This is a genomic window from Candidatus Blastococcus massiliensis AP3 (genome assembly GCF_000582785.1).
GTDB classification, from domain to species: Bacteria; Actinomycetota; Actinomycetes; order Mycobacteriales; family Geodermatophilaceae; genus Blastococcus; species Blastococcus massiliensis.
The window spans coordinates 15,268-39,017 of record NZ_HG931174.1 but is presented as its reverse complement, the minus strand read 5'-3'; the positions used below and the strand labels follow the sequence as shown (position 1 = coordinate 39,017).

27 protein-coding genes are annotated in these 23,750 nt (G+C 73.8%); 21 read left to right on the top strand and 6 right to left on the bottom strand.

Annotated features, from left to right (window positions below):
* The 3 genes from BN344_RS20225 to BN344_RS08605 all read left to right on the top strand — a co-directional run.
* On the top strand, positions 1–244 hold a 244-nt coding region (locus tag BN344_RS20225; RefSeq protein WP_040338197.1), incomplete at its 5' end, for a tyrosine-type recombinase/integrase.
* Between the two features lie 89 nt (positions 245–333).
* Complete coding sequence (whiG, locus tag BN344_RS08610) at positions 334–1,155, top strand: RNA polymerase sigma factor WhiG (protein WP_081788509.1); 822 nt, start codon at positions 334–336, stop codon at positions 1,153–1,155.
* A 109-nt stretch (positions 1,156–1,264) separates the two neighbouring features.
* Positions 1,265–1,924, top strand: coding sequence for an HAD family hydrolase (locus BN344_RS08605; protein WP_040338196.1), 660 nt, complete (start codon positions 1,265–1,267; stop codon positions 1,922–1,924).
* Here BN344_RS08605 and BN344_RS19875 read toward each other — a convergent pair.
* Positions 1,842–2,366 (bottom strand): M23 family metallopeptidase, encoded by a 525-nt coding sequence (locus tag BN344_RS19875; RefSeq protein WP_155858880.1) that lies wholly within the window; start codon positions 2,364–2,366, stop codon positions 1,842–1,844. The genes BN344_RS08605 and BN344_RS19875 overlap by 83 nt on opposite strands.
* 409 nt (positions 2,367–2,775) lie before the next feature.
* Here BN344_RS19875 and rpsB point away from each other — a divergent pair, with 409 nt between their 5' ends.
* From rpsB to BN344_RS08575, 5 genes are all read left to right on the top strand, one after another.
* A complete protein-coding gene (rpsB, locus tag BN344_RS08595) occupies positions 2,776–3,720 on the top strand; it encodes a 30S ribosomal protein S2 (protein WP_040338194.1) in 945 nt (314 codons plus the stop codon).
* Positions 3,721–3,810: 90 nt separating this feature from the next.
* Positions 3,811–4,626 (top strand): translation elongation factor Ts, encoded by an 816-nt coding sequence (gene tsf / locus BN344_RS08590; RefSeq protein WP_040338193.1) that lies wholly within the window; start codon positions 3,811–3,813, stop codon positions 4,624–4,626.
* A gap of 108 nt (positions 4,627–4,734) precedes the next feature.
* Positions 4,735–5,505: a UMP kinase gene (gene pyrH / locus BN344_RS08585; protein ID WP_269319893.1), complete on the top strand. Its 771-nt coding sequence runs from the start codon at positions 4,735–4,737 to the stop codon at positions 5,503–5,505.
* A 76-nt stretch (positions 5,506–5,581) separates the two neighbouring features.
* Positions 5,582–6,139 (top strand): ribosome recycling factor, encoded by a 558-nt coding sequence (gene frr, locus BN344_RS08580; protein ID WP_040338192.1) that lies wholly within the window; start codon positions 5,582–5,584, stop codon positions 6,137–6,139.
* A 20-nt stretch (positions 6,140–6,159) separates the two neighbouring features.
* On the top strand, positions 6,160–7,257 hold the full coding sequence (locus BN344_RS08575) for a phosphatidate cytidylyltransferase (RefSeq protein WP_040338191.1): 1,098 nt from the start codon (positions 6,160–6,162) through the stop codon (positions 7,255–7,257).
* Here BN344_RS08575 and BN344_RS08570 read toward each other — a convergent pair.
* Positions 7,254–8,354: a GNAT family N-acetyltransferase gene (locus BN344_RS08570; protein ID WP_040338190.1), complete on the bottom strand. Its 1,101-nt coding sequence runs from the start codon at positions 8,352–8,354 to the stop codon at positions 7,254–7,256. The genes BN344_RS08575 and BN344_RS08570 overlap by 4 nt on opposite strands.
* Before the next feature lie 83 nt (positions 8,355–8,437).
* Between BN344_RS08570 and BN344_RS08565 the strand changes: the two genes are divergently transcribed.
* Positions 8,438–9,424, top strand: coding sequence for a DUF2332 domain-containing protein (locus tag BN344_RS08565; protein WP_040338189.1), 987 nt, complete (start codon positions 8,438–8,440; stop codon positions 9,422–9,424).
* Entirely contained in the window at positions 9,421–10,071 is a 651-nt protein-coding gene (locus BN344_RS08560; RefSeq protein ID WP_040338188.1) for a TrmH family RNA methyltransferase, read from the top strand. Before BN344_RS08565 ends, BN344_RS08560 begins: the two co-directional genes overlap by 4 nt.
* A gap of 3 nt (positions 10,072–10,074) precedes the next feature.
* On the opposite strand, the gene BN344_RS08555 is transcribed toward BN344_RS08560, so the two are convergent.
* Positions 10,075–10,839 (bottom strand): polyphosphate kinase 2 family protein, encoded by a 765-nt coding sequence (locus BN344_RS08555; RefSeq protein WP_040338980.1) that lies wholly within the window; start codon positions 10,837–10,839, stop codon positions 10,075–10,077.
* A gap of 84 nt (positions 10,840–10,923) precedes the next feature.
* On the opposite strand from BN344_RS08555, the gene rlmN reads away from it, so the two are divergent.
* Positions 10,924–12,108, top strand: a complete 1,185-nt coding sequence (gene rlmN, locus BN344_RS08550; RefSeq protein WP_231486667.1) for a dual-specificity RNA methyltransferase RlmN — start codon at positions 10,924–10,926, stop codon at positions 12,106–12,108.
* Positions 12,105–12,815, top strand: coding sequence for a VIT1/CCC1 transporter family protein (locus BN344_RS08545; RefSeq protein ID WP_040338187.1), 711 nt, complete (start codon positions 12,105–12,107; stop codon positions 12,813–12,815). Before rlmN ends, BN344_RS08545 begins: the two co-directional genes overlap by 4 nt.
* Positions 12,816–12,949: 134 nt before the next feature.
* Here the strand turns inward: BN344_RS08545 and BN344_RS08540 are convergent, their stop codons facing one another.
* On the bottom strand, positions 12,950–13,276 hold the full coding sequence (locus BN344_RS08540) for a DUF2631 domain-containing protein (protein ID WP_051515739.1): 327 nt from the start codon (positions 13,274–13,276) through the stop codon (positions 12,950–12,952).
* A gap of 86 nt (positions 13,277–13,362) precedes the next feature.
* On the opposite strand from BN344_RS08540, the gene dxr reads away from it, so the two are divergent.
* The 5 genes from dxr to BN344_RS08515 all read left to right on the top strand — a co-directional run bounded on the left by dxr (position 13,363) and on the right by BN344_RS08515 (position 19,946).
* Complete coding sequence (dxr, locus tag BN344_RS08535) at positions 13,363–14,559, top strand: 1-deoxy-D-xylulose-5-phosphate reductoisomerase (RefSeq protein ID WP_040338186.1); 1,197 nt, start codon at positions 13,363–13,365, stop codon at positions 14,557–14,559.
* A complete protein-coding gene (locus BN344_RS08530; RefSeq protein WP_269319892.1) occupies positions 14,517–15,914 on the top strand; it encodes a M50 family metallopeptidase in 1,398 nt (465 codons plus the stop codon). Before dxr ends, BN344_RS08530 begins: the two co-directional genes overlap by 43 nt.
* A 74-nt stretch (positions 15,915–15,988) precedes the next feature.
* Positions 15,989–17,149, top strand: a complete 1,161-nt coding sequence (gene ispG / locus BN344_RS08525; RefSeq protein ID WP_197022290.1) for a flavodoxin-dependent (E)-4-hydroxy-3-methylbut-2-enyl-diphosphate synthase — start codon at positions 15,989–15,991, stop codon at positions 17,147–17,149.
* 20 nt (positions 17,150–17,169) lie between these two features.
* Positions 17,170–18,021 carry a GNAT family N-acetyltransferase gene (locus tag BN344_RS08520; RefSeq protein ID WP_040338185.1) on the top strand — a complete coding sequence of 284 codons (852 nt, stop codon included), beginning with the start codon at positions 17,170–17,172 and terminating at the stop codon, positions 18,019–18,021.
* Between the two features lie 32 nt (positions 18,022–18,053).
* The gene (locus BN344_RS08515) at positions 18,054–19,946 is read left to right on the top strand and encodes a penicillin-binding transpeptidase domain-containing protein (protein WP_040338184.1); all 1,893 of its coding nucleotides are present in this window, start codon (positions 18,054–18,056) and stop codon (positions 19,944–19,946) included.
* An 18-nt stretch (positions 19,947–19,964) separates the two neighbouring features.
* Here BN344_RS08515 and BN344_RS08510 read toward each other — a convergent pair whose 3' ends face one another.
* Entirely contained in the window at positions 19,965–20,429 is a 465-nt protein-coding gene (locus tag BN344_RS08510; protein ID WP_040338183.1) for a ferritin-like domain-containing protein, read from the bottom strand.
* Between the two features lie 12 nt (positions 20,430–20,441).
* Positions 20,442–20,927, bottom strand: a complete 486-nt coding sequence (locus BN344_RS08505) for a hypothetical protein (protein ID WP_040338182.1) — start codon at positions 20,925–20,927, stop codon at positions 20,442–20,444.
* A 267-nt stretch (positions 20,928–21,194) separates the two neighbouring features.
* On the opposite strand from BN344_RS08505, the gene rimP reads away from it, so the two are divergent.
* The 4 genes from rimP to BN344_RS20680 form a co-directional block, all read left to right on the top strand.
* Positions 21,195–21,833 (top strand): ribosome maturation factor RimP, encoded by a 639-nt coding sequence (rimP, locus tag BN344_RS08500; RefSeq protein ID WP_081788507.1) that lies wholly within the window; start codon positions 21,195–21,197, stop codon positions 21,831–21,833.
* Entirely contained in the window at positions 21,830–22,948 is a 1,119-nt protein-coding gene (gene nusA, locus BN344_RS08495) for a transcription termination factor NusA (RefSeq protein WP_040338181.1), read from the top strand. Before rimP ends, nusA begins: the two co-directional genes overlap by 4 nt.
* Positions 22,949–22,956: 8 nt before the next feature.
* Positions 22,957–23,229, top strand: a complete 273-nt coding sequence (locus tag BN344_RS08490) for a YlxR family protein (RefSeq protein WP_040338180.1) — start codon at positions 22,957–22,959, stop codon at positions 23,227–23,229.
* 176 nt (positions 23,230–23,405) lie between these two features.
* On the top strand, positions 23,406–23,750 hold a 345-nt coding region (locus tag BN344_RS20680; protein ID WP_040338179.1), incomplete at its 3' end, for a translation initiation factor IF-2 N-terminal domain-containing protein.

Genomic DNA, 23,750 nt, shown 5'->3' with positions numbered 1-23,750 from the left:
ACTGGACGCCCGCGAGGCGCGCCGCATCGTGCACGCGGCCGTCGGCGCCACGCCCGGCGCTCCCGACGTCGGGCCGCACGGCCTGCGCCACTCGGCCGCGACCCACGTGCTCGAGGGCGGCGCGGACCTCCGGTCCGTCCAGGAACTGCTGGGCCACGCTAGCCTCGCGACGACGCAGATCTACACGCACGTGACGGTCGAGCGGCTCCGTGCGGTTCACGCGCAGGCGCACCCCCGCGCATGAGGGCGGTGCGAGTGCCGGGAACTCCGACCGCGGGCGCGACCGGACAGGACTCCACGCAGGACCGAACGGCAGGATCGAGGAGCAGCACCGTGCCTGAGGCCACCATCCACCGTCTCGACGACTACGACGACGAGTACGACGAGAACGGTGCGGACGCCGACGCGCTGCTGGCGCAGCTCTGGACGAACTACGTCGCCGACCGCGAGCCCGCCCTCCGGGACCGGCTGATCCTGCACTACGCGCCGCTGGTCAAGTACGTCGCCGGCCGCGTCGGCAGCGGTCTGCCGGCGCACGTCGAGCAGGCCGATCTGATCTCCTACGGCACCTTCGGGCTGATCGACGCGATCACCCGCTTCGAGCCGACCCGCGAGGTCAAGTTCGAGAGCTACGCGATGGCCCGCATCCGGGGCGCGATCATCGACGAGCTCCGCAACACCGACTGGATCCCGCGGTCGGTGCGCATGAAGGCCCGCCAGTTCGAGCGCACGGTCGCCGAGCTCGAGGCCAGGCTCCACCGCACGCCGACCGACGAAGAGGTCGCCGCGGAGATGGAGATGGACGTCGAGGACATCCGCAAGTTCCTCGGCCAGCTGTCCCTGGTCAACGTGGTCGCCCTGGACGAGCTGCTCACCGACGACGACGGGGGCGCCCCGAGGCTCGGCGACACCCTCCAGGACACCAGCGCGCTGGACCCCCAGGCGATGGCCGAGCACGGCGAGGCCCGCCAGCTCCTGGCCCGCGCCGTCGAGCAGCTGCCCGAGCGCGAGAAGGTCGTCGTCTCGCTCTACTACTTCGAGGGCCTGACCCTGGCCGACATCGGCCGGGTGCTCGGCGTGACCGAGAGCCGCATCTGCCAGCTGCACACCAAGGCCGTGCTCCACCTGCGCACCAAGCTCGCCGACATCGCGTGATGACAGCCCCGGGAGCATCGCAGCGAGGAACGAGCGAGGAGCGGACCGGGGCGCGGAACCGCGCCATGAGAATCGCCTGACCGTCACGCCACCGGTTCCCGGCGTTCCCGTGACGAAGGCGGTGCTCTTCGACTGGCGCGGCACGCTGGTCGTCACGCCGTCCGAGCGCGAATGGGTCGACGAGGCGCTGCGAGCTCTGGGCCGCGACCCTGCACCGGGCACCGTCGACGACGTGGTCTCGGCCATCGCCCGGGCCAACGGGGCGAGCGACCGGCTGGACGGCCCGGGCGTGGACAGCGACGCAGCGCTGCACCGGGCCACCTACCTGGAGGTCTTCGCGGACGCCGGGCTCGATGCGGAGCTGGCCGAGTGCCTCTACGCCCTCGAGTCCGACCCGCTGCGCAACCCCTTCGCGCTCGACGTGGCCGAGACGCTGCGGGCCCTTCGCGAACGGGGGACGAAGATCGCCGTGGTCAGCGACATCCACGTCGACCTGCGACCCGCCTTCGACGCCGCCGGCATGGGTGGGTTGGTCGACGTCTTCACCCTGTCCTTCGAGCAGGGCTTCCAGAAGCCGGACCCGCGGATGTTCCGTCGCACCCTCGAGGCCCTGGACGTCGAGGCTCGTGAGGCCCTCATGGTCGGGGACCGGTCCCGCCCGGACGGGCCGGCGGTGGAGGAGGGGATCACCACGCTGCTGCTCCCGCCGCTGCGCTCGACGAGCCAGTGCCGGCTGCACATGGTGCTCGCCCTCTGCGACGCCGGCTAGCTCCACCGGGCAGCAGGCGGACGCGTCCGCCGTGCAGCAGGGCCAGGGGATCGAGATAGGTGTCGCCACGGCGCAGCCCCCAGTGCAGGCATGCGTCCCGCGGGCAGCCGGGGTGCCCGGGCGACAGCGCACCGATGGGCGAACCGCGCGCCACCCGCTGGCCGGCAGCCACGGACGGATCGACCGGCTCGTACGTCGTCCGCAGGCCGCCGGGGTGGTCGACGCTGACCACCGGGCGCCCGGCGACCATCCCGGCGAAGACGACGACCCCGTCACCCGCCGCCAGCACCGGGCCTTCCGCTGAGCTCCCGAGATCCACGCCGCGGTGACCGGCCGCGTACGGGCCCGGAGGCCGCTGGAAAGGGCGGGTCACCACCGGTTCGCCGCCCAGGGGCGGGGACCAGGCGGAGCCCGGTCCGGTCGCGGTCACCGCGGCCGGCATCCCGACCGCGGGTGGTGGCACGTCGACCAGGACGACGGCGCAGGCGAGGGCGCCGACGAGCAGTGCGTGGAGCAGGGTGCGGGGCACGGACCCAGCGTCGGCGCCACGGCGGTCACAGCGGTGCCGCACGGCGCATCTGTGGATGGCCGCCGGCGCTGTGGACGCCCCGCGGCCGCCGGGAAAGCGGGCCCGGCTCCTCGCGTATGCTGTCCGGTGCGGCCCGTCCGACGGGTCGACTTCGCGCGTCCTCTTCCCGCTGATCCGGCGGGGCAGCTGCCACCTCGGTCCCGGCCCGCAACGGCCGGGGGAGTGGTGCCGCAGGACGCCAGGGCGGGCGCCACCCGGTGCCCGCGACAACCGGGACATGCGCGTGGCCCTGTGGGCTGCGCGCGCTAGAAGAGAGGCTGCAATGGCAGTCGTCGGCATGAAGCAGCTGCTCGACAGCGGCGTCCACTTCGGGCACCAGACCCGTCGCTGGAACCCCAAGATGAAGCGATTCATCTTCACCGAGCGCAACGGCATCTACATCATCGACCTGCAGCAGACGCTGGGGTACATCGACAACGCCTACGAGTTCGTCAAGCAGACGGTCGCCCACGGCGGCTCGATCCTGTTCGTCGGCACCAAGCGTCAGGCGCAGGAAGTCGTCGCCGAGCAGGCCACCCGCGTCGGCATGCCCTACGTCAACCAGCGCTGGCTGGGCGGCATGCTCACCAACTTCCAGACGGTCTTCAAGCGCCTCGAGCGCCTCAAGGAGATCGAGGACATGGAGCAGACCGGCGTGCTGGTCAGCCTGTCCAAGAAGGAGCAGCTGGTCCTCAGCCGCGAGAAGGCCAAGCTGGACCGCTCCCTCGGCGGTATCCGCGACATGAAGAAGGTGCCCAGCGCCATCTGGATCGTGGACACCAAGAAGGAGCACATCGCCGTCGGCGAGGCCCGCAAGCTCAAGATCCCGGTCGTCGCGATCCTGGACACCAACTGCGACCCGGACGAGGTCGACTACAAGATCCCGGGCAACGACGACGCGATCCGCAGCATCACCGTGCTGACCCGCGTGATCGCCGACGCCGTCGCCGAGGGCCTCATGGCCCGCTCGGCCGCCCAGGCGAACGCCGGCCGCGAGGACGGCGCCGAGCCGGTCATCGGTGGCGACCAGCCGCTGGCCGACTGGGAGCGCGAGCTGCTGACCGGTGGTGACGCAGCGGCCGCCCCGGCCGACGACGCCACCGCCGCCCCGCTGCCGGAGACCCCGGCCGAGGCGCCCGCCGTCACCGCCGAGGAGGTCGCCCCGGTCGAGGGTGTCCCCGCCACCGGCAGCACCGAGACCGGCACCCAGGGCGCGCAGAACGGCTGATGCCGCCGGCGCCGTCCCCGGTCAGCCGGGGACGGCGCCGTCGCACGCCCCTGTCCCAGCCCGCACAACTCACAGACCCAGAGGGAAGACATGGCTGACTTCACTGCAGCCGACGTCAAGCGTCTCCGCGACGCCACCGGCGCCGGCATGATGGACTGCAAGAAGGCCCTGACCGAGGCCGACGGCGACTACGAGAAGGCCGTCGAGCTCCTGCGCGTCAAGGGCGCCAAGGACGTCGGCAAGCGACTCGAGCGCTCCACGACCAACGGCATCGTCGTCAGCAAGGACGGCGCGCTGCTCGAGCTCGACTGCGAGACCGACTTCGTCGCCAAGAACGCCGACTTCATCGCGCTGGCCGAGCGCCTGCTCGAGATCGGCCTGCGGAACGAGGCCGCCGACGCCGAGGCCCTCCTGGGCTCCGACGTCGACGGGCAGACCGTCGCCGCGCTCGTCGAGGGCGAGTCGGCCCGCATCGGCGAGAAGCTCGTGCTGAGCCGGTTCGCGGTCTTCGAGGGCGCAGTCGCGACCTACCTGCACAAGCGGGCCACCGACCTGCCCCCGGCCATCGGTGTCGCCGTGCAGTACAGCGGTGGCAGCGAGGAGGCGGCCCGCAGCCTGGCGATGCACATCGCCGCCGCGCGTCCCCGGTACCTCACCCGCGAGGAGGTCCCGGCCGAGGCGGTCGAGACCGAGCGCCGTGTCGCCGAGCAGACGGCCAAGGAGGAGGGCAAGCCCGAGCAGGCGATCACCAAGATCGTCGAGGGTCGGGTCAACGCCTACTTCAAGGACTTCGTCCTGCTCGAGCAGCCGTCGATCACCGAGCCCAAGCGCACGGTGAAGCAGATCGTCGACGAGGCCGGCATGACCGTCGAGCGCTTCGCGCGCTTCGAGGTCGGCCAGGCCTGACGCACCACAGCACCGTGTCGAACGGCCCCGTTCCCTCCCGCGGGAACGGGGCCGTTCGCGCTTACGGCAGGATCACCGGCGAACCGACGACGAACGAGGGATGACGCCTTGACCGACACCACCGCACCCTTGTCCGCCCCCTCCGCGTTCGAGCCGGCTGACGGGCACGGTTACAAGCGCGTGCTGCTCAAGCTCTCCGGTGAGGCGTTCGGCGGCGGCAGCGTCGGCCTGGACTCCGGGATCGTCCACAGCATCGCCCAGCAGCTCGCCGACGTCGTCCACGGCGGCACGCAGGTCGCCGTCGTCGTCGGCGGGGGCAACTTCTTCCGCGGGGCCGAACTCGCCCAGGCCGGCATGGACCGCCGGCACGCCGACTACATGGGCATGCTCGGCACGGTCATGAACGCACTCGCCCTGCAGGCGTTCTGCGAACAGGTCGGCCTCGAGACCCGGGTGCAGACCGCGATCACCATGGGCCAGGTCGCCGAGCCCTACATCCCGCGCAAGGCCGTGCGGCACCTGGAGAAGGGCCGGCTGGTGATCTTCGGGGCGGGGGCCGGCATGCCGTACTTCTCCACCGACACCGTCGCAGCGCAGCGTGCCCTGGAGATCGGCTGCCAGGTGCTGCTCATGGCCAAGAACGGTGTCGACGGCGTGTACGACGACGACCCGCGGACCAATCCGGCCGCCACGATGTACCGGGACCTGGACTACGCCACCGTGCTCGCCGACGAGCTCAAGGTCGCCGACGCCACGGCGATCAGTCTCTCCATGGAGAACCGCATGCCGATCGTGGTGTTCAACCTGCTCGAGGACGGCAACATCGCGCGAGCGGTCGCAGGTGAGAGGATCGGGACGCTGATCAGCACGACCGCCTGAGCGGCGGGCCGATCACAGCCGGAGCACAGTGAGGAAGGCGGCCCGACGTGGCGCCGCCGCAGGAGGGACGGACCCCGTGATCGACGACACCCTGCTCGACGCCGAGGAGCGGATGGACAAGGCCCTGTCGGTCGCCCGCGAGGATCTCGGCTCGGTCCGCACCGGACGGGCTGCGCCGTCCATGTTCGCCAAGATCATGGTCGACTACTACGGCGCCTACACGCCGGTGCCGCAGATGGCCTCCATCACGGTGCCCGAGGCCCGCATGGCCGTCATCAAGCCCTACGACACCAGCCAGCTCTCGGCCATCGAGAAGGCCATCCGCGACAGCGACCTCGGCGTCAACCCGACGAACGACGGCCAGATCCTGCGCGTGGTCTTCCCGCAGCTCACCGAGGAGCGCCGGCGTGACCTGGTGAAGCAGGCCCGCGCCAAGGGCGAGGACGCCAAGATCGCGATCCGCAACATCCGCCGCCGGGCCAAGGACGAGCTCGACCGCATCGCCAAGGACGGCGAGGCCGGTGAGGACGACGTCCGCCGGGCGGAGAAGGAGCTCGACAGCCTCACCGAGCAGCACGTCGCGCACGTGGACGAGGCCATGAAGAACAAGGAGACCGAGCTGCTCGAGGTCTGACCTCCGACGGCTCCGAGCCCATGACCCGCCCCTCCGCCGACCGCCCGGGCTCCCTGCGCCCGGGGGGTCAGTCGTTCCCGCGCGCCGCCTCGCGCGGCGGTGCCGGACGATCCGACGACGACACCGGGCCGGTCTCCCGGTCCCGCTCGGTGCCTCCGCTGCCCCCGTTGCCGGCCCGCCCACCGGCCGTCGTCCCCGACGAGACGGTGGAGGCGCCGGTCGTACCGCCCGGCGCCGTCTCCGACGGTGGCGGTTCGAGTGCCGCGCCGCAGGACGACCTCCCGGTGACCGAGCAGCCGATCACGCCGCACGGCCGGGCGGGACGAGACCTGCGGGCCGCGATCGGCGTGGGCGTCGGCCTCGTCGCCCTGATCATCGGGTCGCTGGTCTTCTGGCGTCCGGCGTTCGTCGGCCTGGTGACCGCCGCCATCCTCGTGGGGGTCGTGGAGCTCACCCGCGCGCTGAAGGCGGGCAGGTTCCAGGCGCCCACGGTGCCGCTGCTGGTCGGCGCGGTGGCGATGCTGGTCCTGGCCTGGACCCGTGGCCCCACCGGCCTGGTCACCGGGTTCCTGGTCACCGCGCTCGCCGTCCTGCTGTGGCGGCTCGGGGACGGGCCCGCGGGCTACCTGCGCGATGCCGCGGCCGGTGTCTTCGTCGCGCTGTACGTCCCGCTGCTGGCCGGCTTCGCCGTCCTGCTGCTCGTGCCCGACGACGGCGTCGCCCGGGTGCTCGCCTTCATTGCCACCGTGATCTGCAGTGACGTCGGCGGGTACGCCGCCGGCGTGCTGTTCGGCAAGCACCCGATGGCACCCTCGATCAGCCCCAAGAAGTCGTGGGAGGGCATGGCCGGTTCGGTCGCCGCGTGCGTGCTGATCGGCGTCCTGCTGTTCACGTTCACCTTCCACGCACCGTGGTGGGGCGGGGTGATCTTCGGCGTGGCCATCGCCGCCTCGGCCACCATCGGTGACCTGGGCGAGTCGCTGATCAAGCGCGACCTCGGCATCAAGGACATGGGCAACCTGCTGCCCGGCCACGGCGGGATCATGGACCGGCTGGACTCGCTGCTGCCGTCGGCCGCGGTGGCCTACCTGCTGCTCTCGCTCCTCGCCCCGGTCTAGGCCGGACCGCTCACCGACCAGGCCCTGCCCACCTCGGTGAAGCCGCGGCGCGCGTACCAGCCGCGCGGCCAGTCGCCGCCCGCCGCCTCCAGGACGACGAGGTCGCACCCCGCGGCGGCAGCGAGCTCGAGTGCCCGTGCGAGCAGCGCCCCGGCGTGCCCCCGTCCGCGGTGCCCCGGATCGGTCATGACCGACTCCAGCGCGGCGGTCGCACCGTCCACGCGCAGCTGAGCGGCCGCCACCACCCGGCCGGCGTCCCGGACGACCAGATCGGTCACCGCGACGACGAGGTCGTTGAGCCGCTCGCGCTCGACGAGCTGCCGCACGGCGGATTCCAGCCGGTTCCCGAGCGAGACCAGGCCGCGCCGCCACGAGCTCTCCCACAGGGCGTGCACCTCGGCCTGGGGGACGACCTCCACCCGGTCGTGCGCAGCCGCCGGCGGGTCGGCCGGCGACCGGGCCATGAGCACGAGCTCCTCGGTCCGCCAGCCCGCCCGCGCCAGGTCCGCCGCGACGGGGCCGGCGTCCGGCCACACCAGCAGCGCGGCACGGTGGGGCCACCCCGCGTTGCCGCCGACGGCCTCCGCGGCCTGCTCCACGGTGGCCGCGTCGACGGGCTCGGTCAGCAGCAGCCGGTTGTTGTCGTAGGAGTACGGGAAGTCCGGGTCGAGCACCGCCACCCCGCCGGGGACGTCGCCCACCCCGACGGCCCGGCGCACCGGCAGCGAGACGACGTATGCCACCGCGCGGCCGTAGGCGTCGTCCGGCGCGGGCAGCACGACCGGCGAGGGCGGCCGATAGGGGACGACGGCCACCACGGCCGCGGTGGGCAGCGGGCCGTAGAGGTGCGGGAAGAGCCGGCCACCGGGATCGGCCGGGACGCCCGGCTCGACCCGCACGGGGTCGGCGAGGCGGGCGGGGTCGACCACCAGCAGCACGAGGTCGCGGCGGCCGGGGAACAGCGCCCCGGCGGGGATGTGCACCTGGTCCGGGGTCGACAGGTGCACGAACCCGGCCGACTCCAGGGACGGGGGCCGCACGGCACCGGCGCCGAGAGCTGCCCGCCACGCGGCCGGCTCGATGAGATGAAGGACCACGTCCTCCCCACCCTTCGCGAGCTCGGGGTGGGACCCGGGACGCGGCCTGGAAGCGCCTGTTGCCACCCTGCGATCCTGCCCTCGTGACCGAGGACGAGAGGGACCGGATCGCGGGCGGCTACCGCGCCTTCGTCGAGGAGGCGGCGCCCACCTCGCCGCTGTACGCCCGGCTGGCGGAGGAGGTGGCCGGTTCCGACGACGTCCTGTCCTTCCTGGCCGACCTCCCGGTGGGCAAGCGCCAGCCCAACCTGCTCTTCGCCGCCCTCCGGTACCTGCACGGAACCCCCGCAGACGGGGCGCAGCTGCGCCGCCTGGTCGCCGACGACGGCGAGCGCTTGCGGGCCACGATGCTGGCCCGCGCCACCCAGACCAACGAGCCCGCCCGCTGCGGGGCCCTGCTCCCGGTGCTCGCGCTGATCGAGGGACCGTTGGCCCTGATCGAGGTCGGCAGCTCCGCCGGGCTCTGCCTCTATCCCGACCGCTACGGCTATGCCTACGACGGCGTGCCGGTGGGTCCGCGCGACACCGTGCGGATCGACGTCACGACGTCCGGTGGCGTGCCCGTGCCCGGAGACGTGCCCGCCGTCGTCGCGCGGATCGGCATCGACCTGAACCCGCTCGACCCGGCCGATCCCGACGACCGGGCCTGGCTGCGCGCGCTGGTCTGGCCGGGCGCGAACGCCGGGGAGCGACTGCGTCGGCTGGACGCGGCGGCGGAGGTGGCGGCTCGCGAGCCCGCGACGGCGCTGACCGGTGACCTCCTGGACCGCCTGCCGGACGCCCTGGCCCTCGTTCCCCCGGGCTGCACGGTCGTTGTCTTCCACACCGCCGTCCTGCCCTACCTGCGCAGCGAGGCACGCGCGGCGTTCGTCGACCGGATGCGGGACCTGCCGGTGCGGTGGATCGCCCAGGAGGCCCCCGGAGTGCTGCCGGGGACGGGGGAGCGGCGACCGAGCGGTTGGGGAACGGAGTTCGTCGTCTCGCTCGACGGGCGGCCGCTGGCCGTCTCGGCACCGCACGGCGGGCGGTTGGAGTGGCTGCCGGACGGGCTGGGAGCATCCGGGCGGTGACCGAGGACGAGCTGCGGGGCCCCACCGACTGGGGGACGACGGTCGGCACCGGCCCGTGGGAGGGACCCTGGCCGGAGGACCCGCGCTACGACCCCGAACTGCTCTCGCAGGGCGACCGGCGCAACGTGATCGACCGGTACCGCTACTGGACCGTCGAGGCGATCGTCGCCGACCTCGACCGACGGCGGCACCCCTTCTCCGTGGCGATCGAGAACTTCGGTCACGACCTGAACATCGGCACGGTGGTGCGCACCGCCAACGCCTTCCTCGCGCAGGAGGTGCACATCGTGGGCCGGCGCCGGTGGAACCGCCGCGGCGCCATGGTCACCGACCGCTACCAGCACCTGCGTCACCATCCCGACGTCGGCGCACTGCTGTCGTTCACGGTCGCGGAGCGACTGCCGGTCGTCGCCGTCGACAACCACCCGGGTGCAGTTCCGCTCGAGACCGCCGACCTGCCGCGGCGCTGCCTGCTGCTGTTCGGGCAGGAGGGGCCGGGCCTCACCGAGGAGGCCCGCGCCGGCGCCGACCTGACCGTCTCCATCGCCCAGTTCGGCTCCACCCGGTCGATCAACGTCGGCGTGGCTGCCGGCATCGCGATGCACGCCTGGATCCGGCAGCACGCCGAACCGGGCACGGCCGGCTGACGGTCAGTCCAGCGGCGGGTCGGGATCGATGCCACGCGCCCGCAGCGCGCGCTCCACCGCCTCGCAGACGGTGCGGACGACGTCGACGCGTGCCCAGTGCTTGTCGTCACCGGCGACCACGTGCCAGCGCCCCGCGGGGTGGTCCGTGCGCTCCAGCATCTCCTCGACCGCGGCCTCGTACTCCTGGCGCTTCCCGCGGTTGCGCCAGTCCTCGTCGGTGAGCTTCCAGGACTTGTAGGGGTCGTCGCGACGGCGCTCGAACCGGTGCAGCTGCTCCTCGGGCGAGACGTGCATCCAGAACTTCACCAGGACGGTGCCTTCGGCCGCGAGCGTGGTCTCCAGGTCCACGATCTCGTCGTATGCCCGCCGCCAGGCCTCCTCGGAGGCGAAGCCCTCGACCCGCTCCACGAGCACGCGGCCGTACCAGGAGCGGTCGAGCACGGCCATGCCGCCCCAGCCGGGGAGCACCGGCCAGAACCGCCACAGGAAGTGGTGCCGCTCCTCGTCCTCGGTCGGCGCGGAGAACTGCGCGACCCGCACGTGCCGCAGGTCCAGCTCGCCCACCAGGCGCTTGATCGCGCCGCCCTTGCCCGAGGCGTCCCACCCCTCGAAGAGCACGCACAGCGGCGGGCCGAGGTCGCCGGACCCGAGCTGGCCGCCCAGCAGCAGGCGCAGGTGCACCAGCCGGTCCTGGGCGGCGGCCAGCAGGCGTTTGCCCTCCTTCTTGTCCAGGCGCAGGGACAGGTCGACGTCGGAGAGCCGGGTCATGCCGTGACCCTGCCAGCTCGCGTGCTCGCCCACCCTGGTGAGTTCGGTCTCCGGGGCCCCCGGAGGGAGCCGGGGGGTGGGAGCATGGGCGACGCCATGTCTGCCCTGCCCCTCGTCTTCGACGCCCCTCGCCGCGGCACGCCGCCGCGGCACCTCGCCGACCTCACCCGCGACGAGGCCCGCGCGGCGGTGGCGGAGCTGGGGCAGCCGGCGTTCCGGGCCGACCAGCTGGCGCGGCACTACTACCGCGGTGTCACCGACCCGGCGCAGATGACCGACCTCCCGGCGGCCGTGCGGGGGACCCTCACCGAGGCGCTGCTCCCGGGCCTGCTCACCCCCGTCCGCCACCAGGAGGCAGACGGCGGCCGCACCCGCAAGACGCTGTGGCGGCTGCACGACGGGGCGCTGGTGGAGAGCGTGCTGATGCGCTATCCCGACCGGGCCACCGTGTGCATCTCCAGCCAGGCCGGCTGCGGCATGGCGTGCCCGTTCTGCGCGACCGGCCAGCAGGGGCTGACCCGCAACCTGTCGGCCGCGGAGATCATCGGCCAGGCCGTCGAGGCAGCGGCGGCGATGGCGAACGGCGACGTCGCCGGTGGCCCGGGGCGGCTGTCCAACGTGGTCTTCATGGGCATGGGCGAGCCCCTGGCCAACTATCCGCGGGTGCGGAAGACGCTCGACGCGCTGCTGGCCCCCTCCCCGCACGGCCTCGGCCTGTCGCAGCGGTCGGTCACCGTCTCCACCGTGGGGCTGGTGCCGGCCATCCGGCGGCTCACCGACGAGGGGCTCAACGTCACCCTCGCGGTCAGCCTGCACGCCCCCGACGACGAGCTGCGCGACACCCTCGTCCCGATCAACACCCGGTGGAAGGTCGGCGAGGTCGTCGACGCCGCCGACGCGTACGCCAGGAGGACCGGCCGCCGGTACTCGGTGGAGTACGCGCTGATCCGGGACGTCAACGACCAGCCGTTCCGCGCCGACCTGCTCGGGAAGCTGCTCGCCGGGAAGCTCGCCCACGTCAACCTCATCCCGCTCAACCCGACGCCGGGCAGCAAGTGGGACGCCAGCCCGCTCCCGGCCCAGCGCGAGTTCGTCGCGCGACTCCGGGCCGCCGGCGTGGCGACGACGGTCCGCGACACCCGCGGCCAGGACATCGACGGCGCCTGCGGCCAGCTCGCCGCGGCGGACAGCGTGAGCGTGCCCAGCGTCGCCGTCCCGGTGCCGGCGTTGGAGCCGCCGGTGGAGCTGGGCGCCGAGAGCGACCAGTGACGACGACCGACGCCGAGGCGCACGCGCACTCGCACGCCGACGTGTCCGGTGGTTGGCTGCGCGCCGCCGTCTTCGGAGCGATGGACGGCCTGGTCACGAACACCGCGCTGGTGGCCGGTGTCAGCGGCGGAGGAGCCACCCCGCGGGCGATCGTCCTCGCCGGGACGGCCAGCCTGGTCGCCGGCGCGATCTCCATGGCGCTGGGCGAGTACACGTCGGTGAAGACGCAGAACGAGCAGCTCGACCTCGAGGTCGAGAAGGAGCGGCGTGAGCTCGAGCGCAACCCCGCGGGCGAGCTGGCCGAGCTGGCCGAGATGCTGCGTGTGCGCGGCGTCGACGAGCGGCTGGCCCGTCAGGTCGCCGTGCAGCTCTCCCGAGACCCCGAGACGGCGCTGCGACTGCACGTCGTCGCCGAGCTCGGCGTCAGCCTCGAGGACCGGCCCTCGCCGTGGGTCGCGGCGGGGTCGTCCTTCCTCACCTTCGGCGTCGGCGCGCTGATCCCGCTGTTGCCGTTCCTGCTCGGCGGCTCGCTGCTGTGGGTGGCCCTCCTGTGCGGCGGCGTCGGCCTGTTCGTCGCCGGGGCCGTCAGTTCGCGCTTCACGCCCCGGCCGTGGTGGTACTCCGGTGGCCGCCAGCTGCTGTTCGGCGCCCTCGCGGCGGGGCTCACCTACCTCATCGGGTCCGCGATCGGCGTCACCGTCGCCTGACTCTCCTCCGGGAGCTCGGATCCCTGACCGCCCCTGGGATCCAGCGTCGGGCGCCTGGAGCTGCGCGTTTCCCGGGGTGGAACGACGGAAGGCCGGTCCCCGTGTCGGGGACCGGCCTTCCAGGAGTCAGTGCGTCAGCGGCTGCGCCAGGCGTTCTTCCGCCGGTAGATGTCCCACACGAGGATGATCACCATCACGCCGGCAGCCCCGAGCACCCACAGGTCCTCGACGCGCCCCTCGTGGTTGCCGATCAGGAAGCTCAGCGTGATGAGCACCGCGATCCAGGCGCCGATGCGGCCCTTCTTGCCGGTCTCACCGTGCCAGCCCCAGTCGGCCGGCTCCTCGTGCTGGACCGGGTGCGCGCCGGCGCGGACCACGGCCTCCTCGCGTCCGGGCTGGCTGACCCGCTCCGTCGAGGGGTTGTCCTGCGCGATCCGGCTGCGGTGGGTCGATTCGCTCACGCCCGCATTCTGACAGCTCCCTCCCGCAGACACCCGACGAGGTCGCCCCGGCTCGGCGTGCCGCGCCCGTCGGGAAGGATGCACCCGTGACGACGCAGCGCGAGGTGACCGTCCTGGGGTCCACCGGCTCGATCGGCCGGCAGGCGATCGCCGTGGCCGCCCAGAACCCGGACCGGGTGCACATCACCGGGCTCGCGGCCGGGGGAGGGGACGTGGCCCTGCTCGCCGAGCAGGCGCTGGCGCTGGGCGTGCGCACCGTCGCCGTCGCCAGGGCGACCGTCGCGCAGGACCTGCAGTTGGCGTTCTACGCCGCCGCGTCGAAGCGGGGCTGGTCGAAGGGCGAGTACGCGCTGCCCGAGATCCTGGCCGGTCCGCGGGCGGCCGAGGAGCTGGCCGCCCGCCCGGCGGACGTCGTCCTCAACGGCATCACCGGCTCGATCGGTCTGGGCCCGACGCTGTCGGCGCTGAAGGCCGGGCGCACGGTGGCGCTGGCGAACAAGGAGTCGCTGATCGCCGGAGGGGATCTCGTGCTCGCCGCCGCGGCGCCGGGGCAGCTCGTGCCGGTCGACTCCGAGCACTCCGCGCTCGCCCAGTGCCTGCGCTCCGGTGCGCGCGACGAGGTGGCCCGGCTGGTGCTCACCGCCAGCGGCGGCCCGTTCCGGGGACGCTCGGCCGCCGAGCTCGAGCAGGTCACCGTGGAGCAGGCGTTGGCCCACCCCACCTGGGACATGGGCCCGGTGGTCACGATCAACTCCGCGACCCTGGTCAACAAGGGCCTGGAGCTCATCGAGGCGCACCTGCTCTTCGGCGTGCCGTACTCCGACATCGACGTCGTCGTGCACCCGCAGTCGATCGTGCACTCGATGGTCACCTTCGCCGACGGCGCGACGATCGCCCAGGCCAGCCCGCCGGACATGCGGCTGCCCATCGCTCTCGGCCTCGCCTGGCCCGACCGCCTGCCGGACGTGCAGCCGGCCCTGGACTGGTCCTCCGCGAGCACCTGGGAGTTCTTCCCCCTGGACGAGGAGGCGTTCCCCGCGGTGCGGCTGGCGCGGTCGGCCGGGGAGGCCGGGGGCGTGGCGCCGGCGATCTACAACGCGGCCAACGAGGAGGCGGTGGCGGCCTTCACGGCGGGTCGGCTGTCGTTCCCGGGGATCGTGCAGCTCGTCGCGCGTACTCTCGACGAGGCGCCGGACCTCGGCGTCCCCACGCGCGTCGAGGACGTCCTGGCCGCGGAGAAGTGGGCCCGGGAGCACGCCCGGGGAGTCATCGCCGGAGGCTGAAGCTGAGCGGGTTCCTGCTGACGGTCCTGGGGTTCCTGGCCTTCGCGCTCGGCCTGATGTTCAGCATCGGGTTCCACGAGTACGGCCACTTCTTCTGGGCGCGGAAGTTCGGCATGCGCGTGCCCCAGTTCTTCGTCGGCTTCGGTCCGACGGTGTTCTCCCGGCGCTACGGCGAAACCGAGTTCGGCATCAAGGGCATCCCGCTCGGCGGCTACATCCGCATCGTCGGCATGATCCCGCCGGCCGAGGAGGGCGAGAGCAAGCGCGCCACCCGCATGCGCAGCTTCATCGCGGAGGTCCGCGGCGCGGCGCTCGACGACGTCCTGCCCACCGACGGCGACCGGGTCTTCTACAAGAAGCCCTGGTGGCAGCGGGTCATCGTGATGTTCGCCGGGCCGTTCAACAACCTGGTGCTGGCGGTCCTGTTCTTCACCATCGTCCTCACCGCCTTCGGCATCCCCCAGGCGACGACGACGATCAGCGCGGTCCCGGAGTGCGTGCTGCCGGCCACCTCCGAGGTCCGCACCTGCGCGGACGACGCGCCGCCCTCACCGGCTGCGGCCGCCGGGATCCGGGCCGGCGACACCATCGTCGCGATCGACGGGCAGCCGGTGTCCCCGGTGCCCGACGCGGGGCAGGACGACGGGGACACCGGCTGGGCGCAGGTCCAGGAGGCCATCCGGGACAGCATCGCCAGCCCGGTCGTCCTCACCGTCGAGCGGGACGAGGACGGCGTCGCGCGGCAGCTCGACCTCACGGTCACCCCGATCGCGAACACGATCCGGGTCGACGACGACGGCGACGGCGAGGCCGACGGGATCGAGACCGTCGGCTACGTCGGGGTCCAGGCCGCGCAGACCTACGTGCAGCAGCCGGTCACCGCGGTCCCCGGCTTCATCGGCGACTACGCCGTCCGGGCGGTGGACCGGCTGGCCGAGATCCCGCAGCGGGTCCCGGCGCTGTTCCGGGCCGCCTTCCTCGGCGAGGAACGTGATCCCCTCGGCCCGATCGGCGTGGTCGGGGTGGGCCGGATCTCCGGCGAGGTCTTCGCCTTCGACGACTTCACCGGCGCCGAGAAGGTCAGCCTGTTCTTCCAGCTCCTGGCCGGGATGAACCTGGTGCTGTTCCTCTTCAACCTGCTGCCGATCTACCCGCTGGACGGCGGGCACGTCGCCGGAGCGCTGTACGAGAAGGCCCGCGCCACCGTCGCGCGGATGCGGGGACGGCCGGATCCCGGGCCCTTCGACATCGCCCGGTTGATGCCGGTGGCCTACGTCGTCGCGGGCCTGTTCCTCGTGCTGTCGGCGCTGCTGTTCATCGCCGACATCGTCAACCCGATCACCCTCGCCGGCTGAACCGCCCGGCGGCGAGGGCGCAGCTCACAGCGTCGGCCGCGGCGCGGCGCCGTCGACGGGGGATACTGGGCGGCATGGCCATCCCCGTCGGTCTCGGCATGCCCGCTGCGCCCCCGCCCGTGCTCGCCCCCCGGCGGAAGACCCGCCAGCTCGACGTGGGCGGCGTCGGTGTCGGCAGCGACCACCCCGTCAGCGTCCAGTCGATGACCACGACCAAGACGGCCGACATCAACGCGACGCTGCAGCAGATCGCCGAGCTCACCGCGTCCGGCTGCCAGATCGTGCGGGTCGCGGTGCCCGACACCGACGACGCCGAGGCGCTGCCGATCATCGCCAGGAAGTCGCAGATCCCGGTCATCGCCGACATCCACTTCCAGCCGAGGTACGTGTTCGCCGCGATCGACGCCGGCTGTGCCGCCGTCCGCGTGAACCCCGGCAACATCAAGAAGTTCGACGACAAGGTCGGGGAGATCGCCCGGGCGGCCAAGGACGCCGGCATCCCGATCCGCATCGGGGTGAACGCGGGTTCGCTCGACAAGCGCCTGCTGGCCAAGTACGGCAAGGCGACGCCGGAGGCCCTGGTGGAGTCGGCGCTGTGGGAGTGCTCGCTGTTCGAGGAGCACGACTTCCGCGACATCAAGATCTCGGTCAAGCACAACGACCCGGTCGTCATGGTGCGGGCCTACGAGCTGCTGGCCGCGCAGTGCGACTACCCGCTGCACCTCGGCGTGACGGAGGCAGGGCCGGCCTTCCAGGGCACGATCAAGTCCGCCGTCGCCTTCGGGGCACTGCTGAGCCAGGGCATCGGCGACACCATCCGCGTCTCCCTCTCGGCCCCGCCGGCCGAGGAGGTGAAGGTCGGCAACCAGATCCTGGAGTCGCTGAACCTCAAGCAGCGCGGCCTGGAGATCGTGAGCTGCCCGTCCTGCGGCCGCGCCCAGGTCGACGTCTACACGCTGGCCAACGAGGTCACCGCCGGGCTCGAGGGCATGGAGGTCCCGTTGCGCGTGGCCGTCATGGGGTGCGTCGTCAACGGCCCCGGCGAGGCCCGCGAGGCCGACCTCGGCGTGGCGTCGGGCAACGGGAAGGGCCAGATCTTCGTCAAGGGCGAGGTCATCAAGACCGTGCCCGAGTCGCAGATCGTCGAGACGCTCATCGAGGAGGCGATGCGGATCGCCGCCGAGCAGGTCGACGCCGGGGAGCCCTCCGGCCCCCCTGTGGTCACCGTCAGCTGACGGCCGGCGGGACCGCTCCCGTGCTGCGCACGCCCACCGCCCGCGTCCTCGACGAGAGCGACGAGGACGCCGTCCACCGGCTGCTGGCCACCGACCCGGTCGCGGCGTGCGTCGTCGCCGGGCGGGTGGAGGCGACCGGCACCGCGGCGGCCGCGGTGGGCGCCCCCTTGTGGGGCTTCGGCAGCGGGGGAGTGCTCGAGGCGGTCTGCCTGGCCGGCGCGAACCTGATCCCGATCGCGGTGCCGGGGGCGGAGCGCGCGGCCGCGGCCGCCTTCGCCGAGCGGGCCCGCCGCGCCGGGCGCCGCTGCAGCACGATCGTCGGCCCGGCCGCCGCCGTCGCCCCGCTGTGGGAACTGCTGGCCCCGTACTGGGGTCCCGCCCGCGACCACCGGCCGCGCCAGCCGCTGCTGGCCATCGCCGGCCCGCCCGCGGTCGCCCCCGAGCCGCGCGTGCGGCCGGTCCGCGCCGACGAGCTGGAGGCCCTGCTGCCGGCGGCCGTCGCCATGTTCACCGAAGAGGTGGGGGTCAGCCCGCTGCGCATCGACGGCGGAGCGAGCTACCGCGCGCGCCTGGCGGAGCTGGTCCGCACCGGCCGCTCGCTGGCCTGGTTCGAGGGCGGCGAGGTCGTCTTCAAGGCCGAGATCGGCGCGGTGAGCCGGGCGGCCTGCCAGGTGCAGGGCGTGTGGGTCGCACCCGCGCACCGCGGACGGGGCATCGGCGCCGCCGGCACCGCCGCCGTCGTGGAGTACGCCCGCTCCACGGTCGCCCCCGTCGTGAGCCTGTACGTCAACGACTTCAACGCTGCGGCCCGCGCGGCCTACCGACGGGTCGGGTTCCAGGAGGCCGGGCAGTTCGCCAGCGTGCTCTTCTGAAACGGTCGCCCGCTCGTGACAAGGTGAGCGCCGTGCGCGCGCGAACCCGTTCCGCCCTGCTCACCACCCTCCTCCTCGCGGTCCCGGCGCTCGGCGCCTGCTCCGGCGGGGGCGACGACGAGGTCCGGGACGCCGCCGAGGCGTTCCTGGCCGACTGGGCGGAGGGCGACCTCGGGTCCGCCGCCGCGGCGACCACCGATCCCGAGGCGGCCACCGCACTGCTGGAGCAGACCGCGACCGACCTGCCCGACGCCGGACTCGCGACCGAACTGGGCGAGATCACCGTCGAGGACGGCGCCGCCACCGTCGCCTGGACCGCCACCTGGGACCTCGCGGCCGCACCCGACTGGAGCTACGACGCGACCCTGCGCCTGGAGGAGGGCGAGGAGGACTGGCAGGTCGTGGCCGAGCCCGCCCTCGTGCACCCGGAGCTCGCCGAGGGGCAGCACCTGGAGCTCACCCGCAGCCTGCCCGAGCGGGCCGCGATCACCGACGCCTCGGGCGCGCCCCTGTTCACTCCCACCGAGGTCGTCAACGTCGGCGTGGACCCCGGCCAGGTGACCGACCTGCCGGCCCTGGCCGCCGCGCTGTCGGCCGCCACCGGCGTCGCGGCCGAGGAGATCGCCGCGGACGTCCAGGCGGCACCGGCCGGGCAGTTCGTCCCGGTGATCACCCTCCGCCGGCCGGCGTTCGAGGAGATCCGCGCGCAGGTGTTCGACCTGCCCGGCGCGATCTTCCCGACCGGCACCCGGCTGCTCGCGCCGTCGGCCGGGTTCGCCGAGGCCCTGCTCGGCCGGGTGGGGGCGGCGACCGCAGAGATCCTCGAGGAGTCGACCGAGGACGGCGAGCCCCGCTACGCGGCCGGCGACCAGCTGGGCACCTCCGGTCTGCAGCGCGCCTACCAGGACCAGCTGGCGGGCACGCCGGGCTTCACCGTCCGCGTCGCCGCCCTCGACGAGAGCATCGGTGACGAGGGCGTCGAGATCGCCGCGGTCGAGCCGGTCCCGGGCGAGCCGGTGCGGACGCCGCTGGTGCCGGCCGTGCAGAACGCCGCGGACGCCGCGGTGGCCGCCGAGCCGCGGCCCACCCACCTGGTCGTGGTGCGTCCCGGCACCGGCGAGCTGCTCGCCGTCTCGTCCAACGAGGTGGCCGACGCGTCGAACGCCCTGTCGGGGCGGTTCCCGCCGGGGTCGAGCATGAAGGCGATCACCGCCACCGCGCTGCTCTCCACCGGCGCCCTGAGCCCGCAGGCGGCCGTGCCGTGCCCGGGGACGACGGTGGTCGAGGGCCGCGAGTTCGAGAACCAGGACCAGTTCGACCTGGGCACCGTGCCGTTCACGGAGGCCTTCGCGCAGTCGTGCAACACGACGTTCATCCAGCAGGGCCTGCAACTGCCCGACGGAGCACTCGCGGAGGCGGCTGCCGCGTACGGGGTGGGCACCGACTGGCAGCTGCCCGTCCGCGTCTTCTCCGGCAGCGTGCCCGCCGACAGCACCGGCACCACGAAGGCCGCGAACATGATCGGCCAGGGGCAGGTGCTCGTGTCCCCGGCCCAGATGGCCCTCGTGGCGGCCGGCATCGCCAGCGGCACGCCCGCGGCCCCGGTCCAGGTGGTGGACGCGGAGCCGGCGGGTGCCGCGCCGGCCGGCCCCGGACAGGAGGTGCTCGACGCGCTCCGGCCGATGATGCGGCAGGTCGTGCTCTCCGGTACCGCGACGGAGCTCGCCGACCGCGGTGAGGTCTTCGGCAAGACCGGGACGGCGGAGTACGGCACCAACACCCCGCCGGACTCGCACGGCTGGTTCGTCGGCTTCCGCGACGGCGGCGCGAACGGGCCGATCGCGTTCGCCGTCCTCGTGGAGGGCGGACAGTCCTCGAGCGCGGCGGTCGCCGTCACCGACGCCTTCCTGGCCGCCCTCGGCTGAACCCGGGGTCGGCGGGGGCTAGTCCGCCGGCAGGCCGGGCAGCGCCCGGGTGACCGGGGTCCGCCCGGCGGCGGCGCGCCAGCCCACCGCGCGCACCTCCGTGCCGGACAGAGCCTCCAGGGCCAGTTCGCGCGTGCTGCGCTCGGAGGCCTGATCGAGCACCCGCACCCACGCGGTGGCGGCGCCCTCCTCGAGCACCACGGCCAGCGCGGCGGCGTCCACCGCAGAGAGCACCGGGAAGGGCAGCGCGTAGGCGCCCTCGGCCGGTGGCGGCTTCTCGTCGCGCCCGGTGAGCACAGCGGTCACCCGGTCGCGGACGTCCCGGTGGGCGGCCTCGGCCGTGGACACCGGACCGCGCGCCCCGGCGTCGAGCGCCGCGCCGACCACGCCGTAGCCCCAGACCGCCGCGTGCACGGCTTCGAGCGCGACACCGAGGGCGTCGTTCTCGGCACCCAGGGACGGAGCGCCGTCGTCGTCAGCCATTGCGCGTTCCCGTCATGCCAGTCGTCCGTCCTGTCCGCGCAGCCCGGCGGTGATCGAGCCCAGCAGCGCGGCCCGCGCGCCCGTCTGGTCCAGGCAGGCCGCCGCGTGGGAGGAGGCAGCTGCTGCCACCTGCGAGCGCAACCACGAGCGGGCCTCGCCCGGCGAGGGCGGAGTGCCCGGGGAAACGGCGCTCGGTGTGGAGCCCGGGGCGGCGGAGCGGAGCCGGGCGAGCTGGTCCTCGACCTGCGCGGCCAGTTCGGCGACCTCCCCGGCCAGTGCAGGGTCCGCGGCGCTCGCCGCGGTGAACGCCGCCACCAGCGTCTCCTGGACGGCGACCTGCTCCAGGAGCTGGTCGGCCTGCTCGCCGGTCACCCGCTCGCGCTCGTCGGGCGGGGCGGAGGTGCAGCCCACCGCGAGCAGCGCCAGGCCGGCGGCCGAGGCGGCCAGCATGGTGCGTCGGGGGAAGCCGCGCGGACCCGGGACGGCGAGGGTGGACATCGCTGCCATCCTCGCAGCCGAGCGCTCCCGGGGTCGGCTGCGAGCGGGCCGGGCGCGTCCGCGTACGGCCCGCGGGTCAGGGCCGTCCCGTCCGCCTCTCGCGCCCCACCGCCCGGGGCGGCCGGGCGGGGCGGAGCCCGGTCCCGCGTGCCCGGGCCGGGCGGTAGCCTGGCCTCTTCCCCTCGGATCCCCGCCGGCAGTGCCGGCGGCCGGGTCCGGGGGTGCGCGCCCCGCACCGTGCGGCCGCCCGAGACCGGAGGAGGAACGGTGTCCGCCTCTCGTGGCACCCCCCGCACCGACCCAGCCGCAGCGCGGCTGGCCGGCTGGATCGAGCCGGTCGTCGGCGGGGCCGGGTACGACCTCGAGGAGCTCGTCGTGACCCCCGCGGGCCGGCGCAGCATCGTGCGGGTGGTCGTCGACCGCGACGCCGGGGTGACCCTCGACGACATCGCCGAGGTGAGCCGCGCCGTGTCCGACGCACTGGACGCGCACGACGACGGCATGGGGCGGACTCCCTACGTGCTCGAGGTCAGCAGCCCCGGGGTCGACCGGCCGCTCACCGAGCCGCGGCACTGGCGCCGCAACAGCGGCCGCCTGGTCACCGTCGCCGTGGGACCGGCCGGGGCCGCCGAGCAGGTCACCGGCCGCATCACCGCCGTCACCGACGACGGCGTCACGCTCGCCGTCGAGGCGCAGGGCAAGCCGGGCGCCAAGAAGCGCGCGCCGGCGCCGCGCACGGTGCCCTGGGCGGAGCTGGGCAGCGGCCGCGTACAGGTGGAGTTCGGGCGGGGTGGACCGGAGGACGCAGCCGCCGGGTCCCTGGACGACGGAGAGACGATCGACGACCCGGAGCTCGACGACGACGAGACCGGTGGCGCGCCCCGGGCGCGAGGAGGAGCACAGTGAACATCGACGTCACCGCGCTCAAGGCGGTCGAGCGGGAGAAGGGCATCCCCGCCGACACGGTGATCCAGGCGATCGAGACCGCCCTGGTGACCGCCTACCGGCACGCCGACGGCGCCGCGAAGCACGTCCGCGTGCACGTCGACCGCAAGAGCGGCGAGGTCGCCGTGCTGGCCCAGGAGCTCGGCCCCGAGGGGGAGGTCGTCCGGGAGTGGGACGACACCCCCACGGACTTCGGCCGGATCGCCGCCAGCACGGCCAAGCAGGTCATCGTCCAGCGGCTGCGCGACGCCGAGCACGAGCAGACCTTCGGTGAGTACGCCGGCAAGGAGGGCGACATCGTCAGCGGCATCGTGCAGGCGCACGACCGCCGCAACGTGCAGGGGACCGTGCTGGTGGACATCGGCAAGGTCGAGGCGGTGCTGCCGCAGGCCGAGCAGGTCCCCGGGGAGAACTACACCCACGGCAGCCGGCTGAAGGCCTACGTGGTCTCGGTGGCGCGCACGTTCCGCGGCCCGCAGGTGACGGTGTCCCGGACCCACCCGCACCTGGTGCGCAAGCTGTTCGCCCTCGAGGTGCCCGAGGTCGCCGACGGCAGCGTCGAGATCGTGGCCGTGGCCCGCGAGGCCGGTGCCCGGTCGAAGATCGCGGTCCGCAGCAAGGTGCCCGGGCTCAACGCCAAGGGCGCCTGCATCGGCCCGATGGGGCAGCGCGTGCGCAACGTCATGAGCGAGCTGCACGGCGAGAAGATCGACATCGTCGACTGGTCCGACGACCCCGCCACCTTCGTCGCCTCGGCGCTCAGCCCGGCCCGCGTCTCCTCGGCACGGGTCGTCGATCCGCAGGCCAAGGCCGTGCGGGTGGTGGTCCCCGACTACCAGCTGTCGCTCGCCATCGGCAAGGAGGGCCAGAACGCCCGGCTGGCCGCCCGGCTGACCGGCTGCCGGATCGACATCCGCAGCGACGCGCAGCCCGACGACCCGGCCGCCTCGCCGTCGCCGGGCATGGGCCGCCAGCCGCTGCGCTCCGGCGCACCGGCTCCCTCCACCGAGGGACGTCCGGGCGCCCACCGGCCGCCACCGCGGCGCGTGGAACACCGAGGGCCGACGACGCGCTAGAGTGCAGGGTGGCCGAAACGTCGATCCCGGTGCGCACTTGCGTGGGCTGCCGGAAGCGCGCTCCGGTCACTGATCTGCTGCGTGTCGTCGCGCGGTCCGGAACCCTGGTTCCGGATCCACGGCGGCGGCTCCCCGGTCGGGGGGCATCGGTGCACCCCACCTCGGAGTGCCTGCACGCAGCGGAGCGACGCCGGGCCTTCACCCGGGCGCTGCGCCTCCCAGGGCGCAGCCCGCTGGAGGCCGGTCCGCTCCGGGACCACGTCATCGGCAGCTCGTCCTGAGTCGCCGGTGCGCACCGGATAGGGCAACAGCAGGAATCAGTCGGACCGGCACCAGGCCGGTCCGCATGTCGACAGGACACCGTCGGATGACTCAGCCGTGAAGTTCTCACGATGACCATGCGCCACTAACGACGAGGTCGAGCGGGCAAGCCGCCGGCCTCACAAAGAGGAGACCCGTGCCAGGCAAAGCCCGCGTACACGAACTCGCCAAGGAGTTCGGTGTCGACAGCAAGACCGTGCTCGCCACGCTCAAGGAGCAGGGCGAGTTCGTGAAGTCCGCGTCCTCCACCGTCGAGGCCCCCGTGGCCCGACGGCTCCGCGAGGCCCTCGGCGCCGCCACCGGCGGCGCAACCCCCAGCGCACCCGCCCCGGCGGCCGCTCGTCCGGGTCCGGCGGCGGCTCGTCCGTCCGCTCCGGCGCCGGCTCCGGCCGCTCCGGCTCCTGCGCCGCAGGCCCCCGCTGCCAGTGCGCCCGTGCAGCAGCCCCCGGCGGCTCCGGCCCCCGGTCCGCGTCCGGCCGCA